Annotated in this window: 13 protein-coding genes; 4 read left to right on the forward strand and 9 right to left on the reverse strand. The window is 64.0% G+C overall.

All coding sequences use genetic code 11. From position 1 onward, the window contains the following. Positions 1-36: 36 nt before the first annotated feature. The 3 genes from AWB70_RS37390 to AWB70_RS37400 form a co-directional block, all read right to left on the reverse strand. Positions 37-519 (reverse strand): low molecular weight protein-tyrosine-phosphatase, encoded by a 483-nt coding sequence (locus AWB70_RS37390; RefSeq protein ID WP_014191720.1) that lies wholly within the window; start codon positions 517-519, stop codon positions 37-39. Positions 520-621: 102 nt separating this feature from the next. Continuing rightward, positions 622-1,815 carry a patatin-like phospholipase family protein gene (locus tag AWB70_RS37395; protein WP_045450758.1) on the reverse strand — a complete coding sequence of 398 codons (1,194 nt, stop codon included), beginning with the start codon at positions 1,813-1,815 and terminating at the stop codon, positions 622-624. 14 nt (positions 1,816-1,829) lie between these two features. Next, positions 1,830-2,624, reverse strand: a complete 795-nt coding sequence (locus AWB70_RS37400) for a 3-hydroxybutyrate dehydrogenase (RefSeq protein ID WP_053568393.1) — start codon at positions 2,622-2,624, stop codon at positions 1,830-1,832. Between the two features lie 188 nt (positions 2,625-2,812). Here AWB70_RS37400 and AWB70_RS37405 point away from each other — a divergent pair, with 188 nt between their 5' ends. After that, complete coding sequence (locus AWB70_RS37405) at positions 2,813-3,655, forward strand: 23S rRNA (adenine(2030)-N(6))-methyltransferase RlmJ (RefSeq protein WP_053568394.1); 843 nt, start codon at positions 2,813-2,815, stop codon at positions 3,653-3,655. Here AWB70_RS37405 and AWB70_RS37410 read toward each other — a convergent pair. Then, on the reverse strand, positions 3,646-4,014 hold the full coding sequence (locus tag AWB70_RS37410) for a hypothetical protein (protein WP_053568395.1): 369 nt from the start codon (positions 4,012-4,014) through the stop codon (positions 3,646-3,648). The genes AWB70_RS37405 and AWB70_RS37410 overlap by 10 nt on opposite strands. Before the next feature lie 114 nt (positions 4,015-4,128). Between AWB70_RS37410 and copM the strand changes: the two genes are divergently transcribed. Continuing rightward, the gene (copM, locus tag AWB70_RS37415) at positions 4,129-4,527 is read left to right on the forward strand and encodes a CopM family metallochaperone (protein ID WP_053568396.1); all 399 of its coding nucleotides are present in this window, start codon (positions 4,129-4,131) and stop codon (positions 4,525-4,527) included. 110 nt (positions 4,528-4,637) lie between these two features. Here copM and AWB70_RS37420 read toward each other — a convergent pair whose 3' ends face one another. Both AWB70_RS37420 and cueR read right to left on the reverse strand, forming a co-directional pair. Then, a complete protein-coding gene (locus AWB70_RS37420) occupies positions 4,638-4,784 on the reverse strand; it encodes a DUF3563 family protein (RefSeq protein ID WP_075644223.1) in 147 nt (48 codons plus the stop codon). A gap of 225 nt (positions 4,785-5,009) precedes the next feature. Then, the gene (gene cueR / locus AWB70_RS37425; protein WP_014191727.1) at positions 5,010-5,396 is read right to left on the reverse strand and encodes a Cu(I)-responsive transcriptional regulator; all 387 of its coding nucleotides are present in this window, start codon (positions 5,394-5,396) and stop codon (positions 5,010-5,012) included. 97 nt (positions 5,397-5,493) lie between these two features. On the opposite strand from cueR, the gene AWB70_RS37430 reads away from it, so the two are divergent. Together AWB70_RS37430 and AWB70_RS37435 are read left to right on the forward strand one after the other, a co-directional pair. Further along, positions 5,494-5,700, forward strand: a complete 207-nt coding sequence (locus AWB70_RS37430) for a heavy-metal-associated domain-containing protein (RefSeq protein ID WP_014191728.1) — start codon at positions 5,494-5,496, stop codon at positions 5,698-5,700. Next, positions 5,697-6,635, forward strand: a complete 939-nt coding sequence (locus tag AWB70_RS37435) for a dTDP-4-dehydrorhamnose reductase family protein (protein WP_053568397.1) — start codon at positions 5,697-5,699, stop codon at positions 6,633-6,635. Before AWB70_RS37430 ends, AWB70_RS37435 begins: the two co-directional genes overlap by 4 nt. Here the strand turns inward: AWB70_RS37435 and AWB70_RS37440 are convergent. From AWB70_RS37440 to imuA, 3 genes are read right to left on the reverse strand one after another with little or no spacing between them, the layout of a single operon-like run. Beyond that, entirely contained in the window at positions 6,629-10,081 is a 3,453-nt protein-coding gene (locus tag AWB70_RS37440; protein ID WP_082378055.1) for an error-prone DNA polymerase, read from the reverse strand. The genes AWB70_RS37435 and AWB70_RS37440 overlap by 7 nt on opposite strands. A 6-nt stretch (positions 10,082-10,087) precedes the next feature. Then, a complete protein-coding gene (locus AWB70_RS37445; protein WP_053568398.1) occupies positions 10,088-11,653 on the reverse strand; it encodes a Y-family DNA polymerase in 1,566 nt (521 codons plus the stop codon). Beyond that, on the reverse strand, positions 11,598-12,461 hold the full coding sequence (gene imuA / locus AWB70_RS37450) for a translesion DNA synthesis-associated protein ImuA (protein ID WP_045450765.1): 864 nt from the start codon (positions 12,459-12,461) through the stop codon (positions 11,598-11,600). Before imuA ends, AWB70_RS37445 begins: the two co-directional genes overlap by 56 nt. Positions 12,462-12,716 lie beyond the last annotated feature (255 nt).

Below are 12,716 nucleotides of genomic sequence, written 5' to 3' on the forward strand. Positions count from 1 at the left end.
GCGAGGCGTGCGCTCAGGCCCTCAACTCACCATCACTCAGGCCGTCAATTGAGCGCGCAGCGCCTTCAGCAGGCCTTCGCAGGCGTCTTCGCACTGATCGAGCACTTTTTCGAACCCTTCCTCGCCGCCAAAGTACGGATCGACGACCACGCGGCTGTCGTCGCGCGTCGCGAATTCCATCAGCAGACGAATCTTGTCTCGATGTTCGGGCGGGCAGACGGCCGTCAACGCGGTCGCATTGGCGTCGTCCATGACGATGAAGAGATCGAAACGCGCGAAATCGTCGGGGGCGACCTGCCGGCCGCGCAGGTTCGACAGATCGTAGCCGCGCTTTTTCGCCGCCTTGCGGGCGCGCTCGTCGGGCGGCTCGCCGATATGCCAGTCGCCGGTTCCCGCGGAGTCGATCACGATGCGCTCGGCGAGCTTCGCGCGCTCGACGAGATCGCGCATCACCGCTTCCGCGCTGGGCGAGCGGCAGATGTTGCCGAGACAGACGAAGCAGACCGCGATCGATTTCATCAGGCAGAAAAAGTGGTTATGCGCGGCGCCCGGACGATGCCCGGAAGCGCCGCAATGCGTCCCGGATTATACAAAGCGGCACACTTTTCCGCCCGAACGCCCCTATTCGCCGCGGTGAATGTCGTGCGTGACGAAACGCGATTCGCCGTTCGGCATGTCGAGCCAGTCGCGATGCGCGAGCGTGCGGCGAATGTCGGCGAGGCCGCTTTCCCAGTGCTCGCGCATCGTCGAGAAGCCGAACTGATAGTCCTTGTAGTGGCCCTCGTATTCCTTGTGCCGATAGATCAGGTGAATGATGTTGTAACGCTTTGAACACGCAAGGTCGGCCGCGAGCCGGCACCATTCGTCACGCTTGCGCACGTCTTCGGGCACGAGGTCGAGCACGTGCTGCAAGACGTTGCGGTAACGCTGGGCGCGCTGCATCTGATCCGTGACGAGGCGCGTGCGACTCGAAAACTGCACGTCCTTCATGCGCCCCATCACGTCGACGATGCTGTCCGGCACCGGCCCGCGCGCGCTCCACAGATCAACCTGGAAAGCGAGCGTATCGCGGCGCGGCGTCGTCTGCGCAACCTCGTAGAGCGGTGTATTCGACATCAGGCCGCCGTCCCAGTAGAACTGGCCGTCGATCTCCACGGCGGCGAAACCCGGCGGCAGCGCGCCCGAAGCGATGAAATGCTCCGCCCGCAAGGTGATCTGCGTATTGTCGAAATAGGCGAAATTGCCCGTCGCGACGTTCACCGCGCCGACCGACACCCGCGTCTCGCCGGAATTGATGCGATCGAAGTCGCAAAGACGCTCAAGCGTCGCCTTGAGCGGCGTCGTGTCGTAATAGCTCGCGGTCTGAGGCGAACTCGACGTGATCGGCGATGGCGGCGGAAATCGCGGAACGAAAAAGCCCTTTTGCCCTTCGACGAGCGCGCCGAACGCCTGCAGCGCCGTGAACGCCTTGCGCACGTCGTCGGCGGAATCGAACAGCGCGCGCTCGATGAACGCCGGCAGCGGGAAACCGAAGGCAGGCTGGCAGATCGTCTCCCAGAATTCCAGAAGACGCGTCACGCGATGCTCCGGCGCGTTGCCGGCGATGATCGCCGTGTTGAGCGCGCCGATCGAGATGCCGGCGATCCAGTTCGGGTGGATGTCCGCCTCGTGAAGCCCTTGATAGACGCCCGCCTGATACGCGCCGAGCGCGCCGCCGCCCTGAAGCATCAGCGCGATCGTCTCGTAGGGCGGCAAGTGGATGCGTTCTTGCGGCTGCGTCCCTTGCAGGACGCCGGTTTGGTCGTTTTCTGCCATGCGTCCTCGCCTTGTTACTGCATGAACCAGCCGTGACTGACGACGAACGATTGCCCCGTCAGCGCCGCGGTCTCGAATGCGGACAGGAAGAGCACCGTCTGCGCGACATCCTCGACGGTCGTAAACACGCCGTCCACCGTGCCGCCCAGCATCACGCGCCGGACGACCTCTTCTTCGCTGATCTTCAGTTCCTTCGCCTGCTCGGGAATCTGCTTGTCGACGAGCGGCGTGCGCACGAAGCCCGGACAGACGACGTGCGAGCGCACGTTGTGCCGCGCGCCCTCTTTCGCGAGCACGCGGGCGAGGCCGAGCAGTCCGTGCTTCGCGGTCACATAGGCCGACTTGAGCGGCGAGGCTTCGTGCGAGTGCACCGAGCCCATGTAGATCACGACGCCGCCGCGATCGTCCTTGTACATGTGCTTCAGCGCGGCTTTCGTGGTGAGGAACGCGCCGTCGACATGGATCGCCATCATCTTCTTCCAGTCGGCGTAGGCGTAGTTTTCGATGGGATTGACGATCTGAATGCCCGCGTTCGACACGAGAATATCCACCGCGCCGAATTCCGCGGCGACCCGATCGATGCCCTGATTCACCGCGTCCTCGTTCGTCACGTCCATCGCGAGGCCGATGGCCTTGCCACCTTTGCCGCGAATTTCGGCCGCGACCGCGTCCGCACCCGTCTGATTCAGATCGGCGATGGCGACTGCAGCGCCGGCATCCGCGAGCGTCAATGCGATCGCGCGGCCGATGCCGCTCGCCGCGCCAGTGACGACCGCGGTCTTGCCGTCGAGCTTACCGTTTGATGACATGCGAACCTCCTTAAGTCTGGTGGGACTTCCGAGCTTTCCGTTTGGCCGACTATTGCGATCGTACGCGAGCGGCTATTGTGCATAAAGACGCGGTGCGCCGCAGCAAGGGACTGCGCGCCGCGACATCGCGCCGGAATGGCGTCGGCTAAAATAGACCTCTTTCCTGCACGCCTTCATTCCGGCTTTTCATGCTTAGTTATCGTCACGCCTTTCATGCGGGCAATCACGCCGATGTGCTGAAACACGCGATCGTCATTCAGATGCTTCGCTATCTCGGCCTCAAGGACAAATCGTACTGGTACATCGACACGCACGCCGGCGCGGGCGTCTACTCGCTGACGGAAGGCTTCGCCACGAAGAACGCGGAGTTCGAGACGGGCATCGGAAGGCTATGGGATCGGGACGATCTGCCGCCGCTGCTGGCGGACTATGTCGATGAAGTGAAGGCGCTGAATCCCGACGGCGGTCTGCGTTTCTATCCCGGTTCGCCGTATCTCGCCTGGCGCACGATGCGCGAGCAGGATCGCATGCGTCTTTTCGAACTGCACAGCACGGAGATCGATGTGCTGCGCCACAATTTTCGCGACGCCGGCCGCCGCGCGATGATCTACGACGGCGACGGCTTCGATGGCATCAAGGCGATTCTGCCGCCGCCACCGCGCCGGGCGCTCGTGCTGATCGACCCCTCGTACGAAGACAAGCGCGACTATGCGCGCACGCTCACGTGCCTCGAAGAAAGCCTCAAGCGTTTCGCGACGGGCACGTATGCGGTGTGGTACCCGATCGTCACGCGCATGGAATCGCAGCGCTTCGCCGATCAATTGAAAGCCGTGCAGCCGGACAACTGGCTGCACGCGTCCCTGACCGTGAAGAAACCGCCGACGGACGGCTTCGGCCTCTTCGGCAGCGGCATGTTCGTCGTCAATCCGCCGTACACGCTGACGAAGGCGCTGAAAGAGTCGCTCCCGTATCTCGTCGACGCGCTCGGTGAGGATGGCAACGCCTCATTCAGGCTGGAGCATCAGGGATAAGGCGTGCGCGAGACCCTGGGACGCCCCGGATATCCGGGCTGCACCGGGACGCTGTTCTGCCCGCCATATTCCACATAAGGCGAGACCACGATGGGCGGGTCCGGCTGCTGCGGCAGCCCGGGCAGCGTGGCCATCGGCACCATGCCGGGTCCGCCGAGCGGTCCGCTTTGAAGTACGGTGCCGCTCACGCCGCTGTGAATGCCGGTTTGCGTATCGAGCACGAGCGGCTCGCCGCCCGGCTTGGCCAGCGCCAGTTGCGAGCCGAGCAAAGCCACCGCGAACGCGGGTGAGATGCGCGCAATTCGCGCAACGGAATGGCGCAAGCGGCTATTCGTCGTGTCGTTGATGTGGCCTGGCATCGCGTGCTCTTTATATAGACGAAACCGCTTTACCTTACCCCGATGGCAAGCTTTAGGCTAGGCGTTTTGGCTCGGAACGAGCACGCGATCCGCCCGCCCCTCACAGGAGAAACGATGAAATCAACGAGAATTGCGCTTGCCATCTTCACCGCCCTCTGCAGCGCCAGCGCTTTTGCGCAAACCGCCGCGCCGGCAAGCGATGCGATGCCCGGCATGAACATGGAGCAACACGCGCCCAAGCCCACGGACACCTCGTCCACCGCGGCATTCCAGGCCGCCGATCAGAAGATGATGACGGGCATGTCCAGCATCGAATACACGGGCGACGCCGATCGGGATTTCGTCGCGCACATGATCCCGCACCATCAGGGCGCGGTGGAAATGGCGAAGGTCGAGCTGAAGTACGGCAAGGACGCGAAGCTGCGCAAGTTGGCGAAAGACGTCATCGCCGCGCAGAACAAGGAAATCGCGTTCATGAAGCAATGGCTGGAGCAGCATCCGCCCAAGCATTGAGGCCAAAGGCCCGCGTTGCGCCCGGCGCTGAACGGGCACCAAAGCAAAAGCCCCGCGTTGCGGGGCTTTTCGATTTTTACGTTCGGCGCCTGGCGCCAGGAACGAAACGCTTACGCGTTGTAGCCGTTCGTTTCGAGCGAGCGGATGCGCTGTTCGAGCTGAACGATGTCCGTCGATTGCGCAAGGTACGCTTCGCGGCGGCGCTGCTCGGCGGCTTCAAACCAGATGCTCAGTCTTTCGATCAGGAATGCAAACATGATGTTCTCCAAGGTCTTTAAAAGTCCCTGGCATTTCGGGGTCAGGGATTACCCGCACTAGGGAATACCCGGATTATAGAGGAGAACATTGGCGGTGTGGTAGTGAAATGCTTGAATAGTGTGCATTCGGTTTCGGAATGGTGCAGGCCGGATCCTTGCTTTAACGCGCTGATTTCTCGGAGGATTACCCAATTTTGTACTCAGCGATTGCACCAAATTTGGGCATCATTGCGCGAGCCCATCCAAAATCGGGCAATCCGGCCGCGTATCGCCGTGGCAGTTCTTTGCCAGATGCGACAGCGTGTCGCGCATTTCAGTCAGTTCGGCAATGCGCCGGTCCAGTTCCGCGACATGCTCCAGCGCAATGGACTTGACTTCGGCGCTCGCCCGCGACCGGTCCTGCCAGAGAGCCAGCAACTTCCGAATATCCTCGACGAGAAACCCGAGCCGGCGCGCCTGCCGCACGAAGCGCAGCGCGTGCACCTCCTGATCGCCATAAACGCGATATCCCGACGACGTCCGACCGACCGGATTGAGCAATCCGACGCTCTCGTAGTAGCGAATCATCTTCGCCGTGACGCCCGAGGCGCGGGCCGCTTCGCCGATGTTCATGGTCTGCTCCGAAAAAATGTGATTCCGACTCTACACCTTCCCACGATGGCAAGGTATACGATGTCATCGATCGACGTCTTTTCAAGAGGAAACCGCAATGACCGAATTCGAAGTCCAAGGCATGAGTTGCCAGCACTGCGTCGCGGCCGTGACGCGCTCGATTCAGGAAATCGATCCGCAGGCGCAGGTTCGCGTCGATCTGGAGCGCGGCCGCGTCGCGGTCGAGTCGGCGCAATCGAATGATGCGCTGAAAGAGGCCATCGACGAGGCCGGTTATACGGTCGTCGGCATCGCGTCGGCATGAGGGCGGGCGAGCGCTTTACTGTCGCACTCATCGGTGCGTCGGGGCTGCTCGGCCGCGCCATCGCCGGCGAACTGGCGAGCGCGCTCGGCGCGAAGGACTGGCGCGTCGTGCAGACCGCCCGCGGCCGCGCCGACGCCCGGCGCGTGAAACTCGATTTGCTGGACCACGACGCAGTGCGCGCCTTTCTGCGCGAACTTGCGCCCGACGCGATCGTCGTGGCGGCAGCGGAGCGGCGTCCGGATGTCTGCGAGAACGATCCGGCGCTCGCGCGCGCGTTGAACGTCGATGCCTTGAGCGTGATCGCGGCCGAAGCGCGCATGCTCGGCGCGTGGGTCCTGTCGATCTCGACCGACTACGTCTTCGACGGCGCCGCCCCGCCCTATTTCCCCGACGCCACGCCCGCGCCGCTCAACGCATACGGGCAAAGCAAGCTGGACGGCGAACGCGCCCTGCTCGCGAGCGATCCCGCCGCCTGCGTGCTGCGCCTGCCGTTGCTCTACGGACCGTTTACCGACTGGAACGAGTCGGCGGTGACGAGCCTCACGCCCGCCATCGTCAGATCCGCCGATCCGGCAAACCCGCCCGCGCCGATGGATGCCTGGGCGACGCGCTATCCCACATTGACGTGCGATGTCGCGGCCGTGATCCGCGGCATGCTCGAACATCACGCAAAAGGCGCGACGATTTCCGGCATCACGCACTGGTCCGGCGACGAACCGATGACGAAATTCGATATCGCCAGGCGCATCGCACGTGTGCTGAACGTGGACGCGAAGCTCGTCGCGCAGCACACGCCGACCGATGCGACGCCGCGCCCGCGCGACTGTCATCTCGATTCCGGCCGCCTGGAGACGCTCGGCATCGGCCGGCGCACGGCGTTCGACATCGCGATCGCCGGGCTGCTCGCGAATTATCCGGACGTGCCGGATCAGTGAAAATCGCGGCTCGGTGCGGCCAGGCGGCCGAGCAGCGCGCTATGGTCTTCGAGCCGCTGCGCCACCAGATGCCGCACCTCGCCTTCCATTTGCCAGACGCCGTGCACGCCGAGCAGCGACGCCCCTAGCAGCACCTTGCGCTGCTTCTCGACGAGCCCCGGCCAGACGATCACGTTGATCGCGCCGGTTTCGTCTTCGATCGAGACGAAGATCGTGCCGTTCGCCGTGCCCGGCCGTTGCCGCACCGTCACGATGCCGCATGCCCGCACGAAGCGCCCGTTCTTGTGGTGAGCGAGTTCCTCGGCGGTCTTGAAGCGCATGCTCGCGAGTTTCGAGCGCAAAAGCGCGAGAGGATGACGATTGAGCGTGAGCCCGAGACTCGCGTAGTCATCGACGATTTCGCGGCCTTCCGGCGCTTCCGGCAGCAAAAGCGGCGCTTCGGTCATCGGCGCGTCTCGCAGCAATTCCGGCGCGCGCTGCTGCGCCGTGACCGCCCACCACGCCTGACGCCGATGCCCCGCGATGCTCGCGAGCGCATTGCCCGCCGCGAGCGCTTCGAGATCGCGGCGCGACAAGGCGGCGCGACGCGTGAGATCGTCGACATCGGTGAATGGCGCCTGCGCGCGCGCGGCCATGATGCGCTCGGCGGCGGCTTGCTGCAGACCCTTGATGAGACTCAGCCCGATGCGCACACCCGGCCCGCTCGCGCCGTATCGGCGTCCATCCAGTTCGACGCGCTTTCTGAGCCTGCGCGCGCCGCGCCGCACGGTCTTGCGAAACACCTGATCCGGCAACGGCATGCCATAGAACTGCTGGCGCCGCCGCTCCTTGCCGTCATCGAACGCGATGCGCTCGCCTTCGCCGGCGCGCGTTTCCAGCACCGACTCCCAGTCGCTCAGTGAAACATCGGGCGCGAACACCGCCACGCCGTGACGCCGCGCGTCCTGCACGAGTTGCGAGGGCGAATAAAACCCGAGTGGCTGGCTGTTCAGCAGGCCGGCCAGAAACGCCGCGGGTTCGTAACGCTTGATCCACGCGCTGAGATAGACGAGCAGCGCGAAGCTCGCCGAATGACTCTCCGGAAAGCCGTATTCGCCGAAGCCCTCGATCTGCTTGCACACGCGCGAGGCGAAATCGTGCTCGTAGCCGCGTGCGAGCATCTTCTTCATCAGATCGGCCTGATAGGCCTCCAGGTAGCCGCCGCGACGCCAGGCGGCCATCGCGCGGCGCAATTGATCGGCCTGTTCCGCCGTGTAGCCCGCCGCGACCATCGCGAGCTTCATCACCTGCTCCTGAAAGATCGGCACGCCGAGCGTGCGGCCGAGCACCGGCCGCAATTCCTCTTTCGGATACTCCTCCTCTTCGAGCCCCTGCTTGCGACGCAGATACGGATGCACCATGCCGCCCTGAATCGGGCCGGGCCGCACGATCGCCACTTCGATCACGAGGTCGTAGTATTTCTGCGGCCGCAAGCGCGGCAGCATGCTCTGCTGCGCGCGCGATTCGATCTGAAACACGCCGATGGTGTCCGCGCGGCAGCACATCTCGTAGACGGCTTTGTCCTCGCGGCGGATGTGCTGGATGCCGAAGCCCGGCACACCGCGCCGCAGTGCGACGAATTCGAGCGCGCGCCGGATCGCCGAGAGCATGCCGAGCGCGAGCACGTCCACTTTCAGAAGTTTCAGTTGATCGATATCGTCCTTGTCCCACTGGATCACGCAGCGGTCTTTCATCGCCGCGTTCTCGATCGGCACGAGCTGCGACAGACGTTCCCGCGCGATCACGAACCCGCCGACGTGCTGCGACAGATGCCGCGGAAAACCGCGCAGTTCGCGCGTCAGCCGGATGAGATGCTTCGTGACGTGCGAGTCCTCGCTAAAGCCCGCTTCCCTGAGATAGCCCGCCACCGCCGACGGCCCGTCCCACCACTGCTGCGACTTGCCGATCCGCTCGATCAGCGATGCATCCAGCCCGAGCGCACGGCCGACATCCTTCAGCGCGCTGCGCGTGTGGTACGTGATGACCGACGCCGCCAGCGACGCGCGATGCCGTCCGTACTTCCGATAGATGTACTGGATGACCTCCTCGCGCCGCTGATGCTCGAAGTCGACGTCGATATCGGGCGGCTCGTTGCGCGCCTGCGAAATGAAGCGTTCGATCAGCAGGTCCATTCGAACCGGGTCGAGCTCGGTGATGGAAAGGCAATAGCAGATGATCGAATTCGCCGCCGAGCCGCGCCCCTGACACAGAATCCCCTGACTGCGCGCAAAAGCGACAATGTCGTAGACCGTCAGAAAGTACTTCTCGTATTCCAGTTTCGCGACGAGCGCCAGCTCCTTTTCGATGAGACCGATGGTCTCGGCATCCATGCCGTTCGGCCAGCGCCTGAGCGCGCCCGCGATCACCTGTTTGCGCAGATAGCTCGCGGGCGTTTCGCCGGGCGGCACCAATTCTTCGGGGTATTCGTACTTGAGCTCGTCGAGTTTGAAAGTGCAACGAGCGGCCACCTTCAGCGTTTCCCTGATCGCCTCTTTCGGATACAGCGCGCCGATGCGCAGCCGCGTGCGCAGATGCCGCTCCGCGTTCGCTTCGAGCGCGTAACCGCATTCGGCGAGCGACCGGTTCAGGCGAATCGCGGTCAGCGTGTCTTGCAAAGGCTTGCGCGAGCGCGCGTGCATGAGCGCGCCGCTTGCCGCGACGAGCGGTAATCCGCTTGCTTCGGCGATCACGCGCGACGAGGCGAGTCGCTCGTCGTCGCTGCCGTCCTGCCACAACTCCAGCGCGAGCCACGCGCGGCCCGCCGCAAAACCGGCCAGCCAGTGCGCGCGATCGAGCGTGTCGGCGAGCGTCGCCGAGCGCTGCGGCACGAGAATCAGCAGGCAATCGGGCAAGTGCTTCAGATGCGCGATATCGCCGCGCAGGTCTGCCGTATCGGAGGAGGCGGCGGGATTGGTGAAGTCTTCCGGACCGATCCTGTATGTGCCCTTGGGCGAGCGCGAGCGCGCAAGCGAAATCAGCTCCGACAGATTGCCGTAGCCCGCGCGATTCGTCGCGAGCGCGACGAGCGTGCAGAACGGCTCGCCGTTGGCATCGGTGAGATGCAACTCGCTGCCGATGATCAGCTTCAGGTTCTGCTTCTTCGGCGGCGGCTCGCCGGCCTCCCGCGCCGCGTCAGCCGCGGCTTGCGCTTTCGCTTCGATGTCCTTGATCGCGGCATGCGCGCGCACGACACCCGCGAGCGAGCATTCGTCCGTGATCGCGAGCGCGGTATAGCCGTGTTCGAGCGCGGCCGCGGCCAGTTCCTGCGGATGCGACGCGCCGCGCAGGAACGAGAAGTTGCTCAGGCAATGCAGCTCGGCATAGTCGGGCAATAGCGCCGACGCCGACATCGAGCCGGGAAACCCAGTGTCTTCATCCAGTCCGATGATGTCGTTCAGATCATCCATCACGCATCATCCGAAAAAACCGTGCAGGAACCAGTCACCGCTGAGACGCTCGCGATACAGCCAGAACATGCGGCCGCGGTCGTCGGCGGCGACGTAGTAATCGCGCTGCACGCCGTTGCCGTCCCACCATCCCGCCTCGATGCGCTCGGTCCGGCTGATCAGCTTCAACGGACGGCGATAGAACGGCCGCTCGTTGCGCAACATCAGCTTTTGCGGCGTTTCGAGTATCCACGCCGGGCGCGGTTGCTGAGGCACCGCGACATCGGGCAGTTCGAGTGGTTCGCCGGGTTGGGTTTGCGTTTCCTCTGGTTCGGGCTCACTGGCTTGTGTTTCGATTGTTGCCGGCGTCTTTTTTCCGCGTTTCGGCTTGGTCTCACGCGCAGGCTTATAGGCTTCGACCGTCATCGCCGCTTCGGGCCTGTGATCGTCCCGCGCGACCAGTTGCACGACATTCTCCGCGCCGAGCCGCGCGCTCAGGCGTTCGAGCAGTTGCGCCATCGATTCGCTGTCGGAACCGGGCATCGGAAACAGGGTGTCGGGCGGCGGTGCGTGCTCGCTGATTTTATCGGCCAGAAGCTTCATCTCGATCACGGGCGCTGCGAGCGCCGTCTGATTCAGCTTCTCGCGCAGCAGCCAGAGGATGTGATCGGCTTCGCGCGTCGGCACGGCCCACGCGACTTTGAACGTCGATGTTTTCGGCGCATGGCGAGCGGCCAGTTCATGTTCGAGCAGCAACGAAAATTCACTGACCGCCGCATGATGCGCGCAGAGCCAGCCGGAGAGTTGCAGCACGAGACGGCGGGCGGCGAACAGCAGCGCGTCGGCGCTTTCCACGCGCGCCTGCAATTCGAGCCGCGCTTCGAAAGACGCGGGCGCGCAGAACGCCTCGCGCGGATCGGGCGCCTGCCCGTACGCTTGCGCGAGCCATTGCAGGACGCCTTGCCCGAAGCGCCGCGCGACGCCCTTGCGCGGCAAACGGCGCAAATCGGCGAGCGTCGCGCAGCCGATCTGCTCGAACACGTTGCCGTGCGAATGCGCCGACGGGACGAGCGACACGGGCAGCGCATCGAGCACATGTACCAGCGTCGTCTCTTTCACGATTCGCACGCGCCGCGCGACACGGCGCGTGCGTGCGTGCGCCAGCAACCACGCGCCCCACGCGGTCGGCGCGCAGCCTGAGCGCGAGGTGAAACCGCATCCTTTCACCGTCGATGCGACCTTGGACAGCAACGCGCGCAGTCCACCGAAGAGCCGCATGCTCGCACCGACTTCGAGCAGCACCGTATTCGCATGCGCGAGCACGACCTTGGGCGTGAACGCGAGCAGCGCCAGCGCGACGGCTTCGAGCGCGCGTTGCTCTTCGCGGATATCGACGGCGAGCAGCGTCAGTTGCGGCGCCAGCGCGAACGCATGCGCGCGCGTGCTGCCGGGCCGCACGCCAAGCCGAAACGCGACGAGATCGGGCATCAGGATGCGAGCGTGATCGGCAAGCGCGAAGCATGGCTGATCGATATCGTCATTCGCCGTCGAGCTCGCTCCAGGCGATGTCGAGTTCGCCGGCGCTGAGGGCATCGAAGGCGGCCTGACGGCTTCGAGCGATAAAAGCGGCAATGTCACCGCTATCCACAACATGTTTGACCTCTCGTGCTTTCCTGCCGACGTGCGCGCGGCGAATAGGTTCGGGCAGCGCGGGCAACTGCAACGGCAAGTTCAACCGCAACGGCTTTTCCAGCAGCGGACCACGCCGCTTGATGATGTCGATTTCGAGCATGACGGCCTGCATCCATTCGCGGCGATTCATCGTCTGCGCGTTGGCGGGAAGGATCGGCTTGCAGACCATGCGCAATGGCGCGGCGGACGATTGCTTCGCCGCTTTGAGCGGGCGAAAGAGAAACGCCAGCGACTGCGCTTCCTGAGCCGCTACTTGCAGCCTTCGCAGCGCTTCGGGGCGCACTTGCGGCAGCCAGATCAACACAGCGCCGATGCCGTCCTGTTTCAAGGATTGCTCCGCAGCCCAGAGCACCTGATCCTCGGGCGCCTTGACCCAGACCAGTTTGTCCACCGTGATGTTCATCGTCCGAAACGCAGCCAGATTGGGCTTCCACGGCGGCGCAACGAAGATGACCGAGCGGCCTTTGTTCGCCGTCAGTTCCCGAAGCGTGCGAGCGAGTAGCCTGATTTCGCCTACGCCGCTTTCCTCGATCAGCAATTCGGTGACTGAACCGGGCATCCAGCCCGCACCGGGCAAGGCAAGATCGAGCGCCGGAAAGCCGCTCGATGTGATGTTCGAGTCAGGGTCGTGGATCGGATTGCCCTGCCAGACCTGACGCTGCAGATGCGATGTCAGCCCGATATCGAGCAGTGAAAGTGCGGCACCCATGAGTTTCCCCCGTCCAGCGCGAATGCAAGGGCCTGCTCATGGCTGCGAGCATGCAATGGCCTATGGCTTTTACTGTATATTTATACAGTATTTTGGCGGGGGAAGGTAAACCGCTGACAGGCTTGCGCTGGCGGAGGGAAGGAGCACGCTGGAGAGTCGCGCAAACGGCGCGCCCAATGCAAAAACCCCACCTTTGCGGGGTGGGGTTTTTGTTTTGCGGCATGAGGAGCCTGACGATTACCTACTTTCACACGG

The sequence above is a fragment of the Caballeronia cordobensis genome (assembly GCF_001544575.2).
Classification (GTDB): Bacteria; Pseudomonadota; Gammaproteobacteria; order Burkholderiales; family Burkholderiaceae; genus Caballeronia; species Caballeronia cordobensis.

Coding starts and splice junctions, on each gene's coding strand:
- cueR (WP_014191727.1), bottom strand. CDS start 5,396: ATGAACATCGGCGAAGCGGCCCGCGCCTCGGGCGTCACGGCGAAGATG.
- AWB70_RS37440 (WP_082378055.1), bottom strand. CDS start 10,081: ATGGATGATCTGAACGACATCATCGGACTGGATGAAGACACTGGGTTT.
- AWB70_RS37445 (WP_053568398.1), bottom strand. CDS start 11,653: ATGCCCTCAGCGCCGGCGAACTCGACATCGCCTGGAGCGAGCTCGACG.
- AWB70_RS37395 (WP_045450758.1), bottom strand. CDS start 1,815: ATGGCAGAAAACGACCAAACCGGCGTCCTGCAAGGGACGCAGCCGCAA.
- copM (WP_053568396.1), top strand. CDS start 4,129: ATGAAATCAACGAGAATTGCGCTTGCCATCTTCACCGCCCTCTGCAGC.
- imuA (WP_045450765.1), bottom strand. CDS start 12,461: ATGGGTGCCGCACTTTCACTGCTCGATATCGGGCTGACATCGCATCTG.
- AWB70_RS37405 (WP_053568394.1), top strand. CDS start 2,813: ATGCTTAGTTATCGTCACGCCTTTCATGCGGGCAATCACGCCGATGTG.
- AWB70_RS37390 (WP_014191720.1), bottom strand. CDS start 519: ATGAAATCGATCGCGGTCTGCTTCGTCTGTCTCGGCAACATCTGCCGC.
- AWB70_RS37410 (WP_053568395.1), bottom strand. CDS start 4,014: ATGCCAGGCCACATCAACGACACGACGAATAGCCGCTTGCGCCATTCC.
- AWB70_RS37400 (WP_053568393.1), bottom strand. CDS start 2,624: ATGTCATCAAACGGTAAGCTCGACGGCAAGACCGCGGTCGTCACTGGC.
- AWB70_RS37430 (WP_014191728.1), top strand. CDS start 5,494: ATGACCGAATTCGAAGTCCAAGGCATGAGTTGCCAGCACTGCGTCGCG.
- AWB70_RS37435 (WP_053568397.1), top strand. CDS start 5,697: ATGAGGGCGGGCGAGCGCTTTACTGTCGCACTCATCGGTGCGTCGGGG.
- AWB70_RS37420 (WP_075644223.1), bottom strand. CDS start 4,784: ATGTTTGCATTCCTGATCGAAAGACTGAGCATCTGGTTTGAAGCCGCC.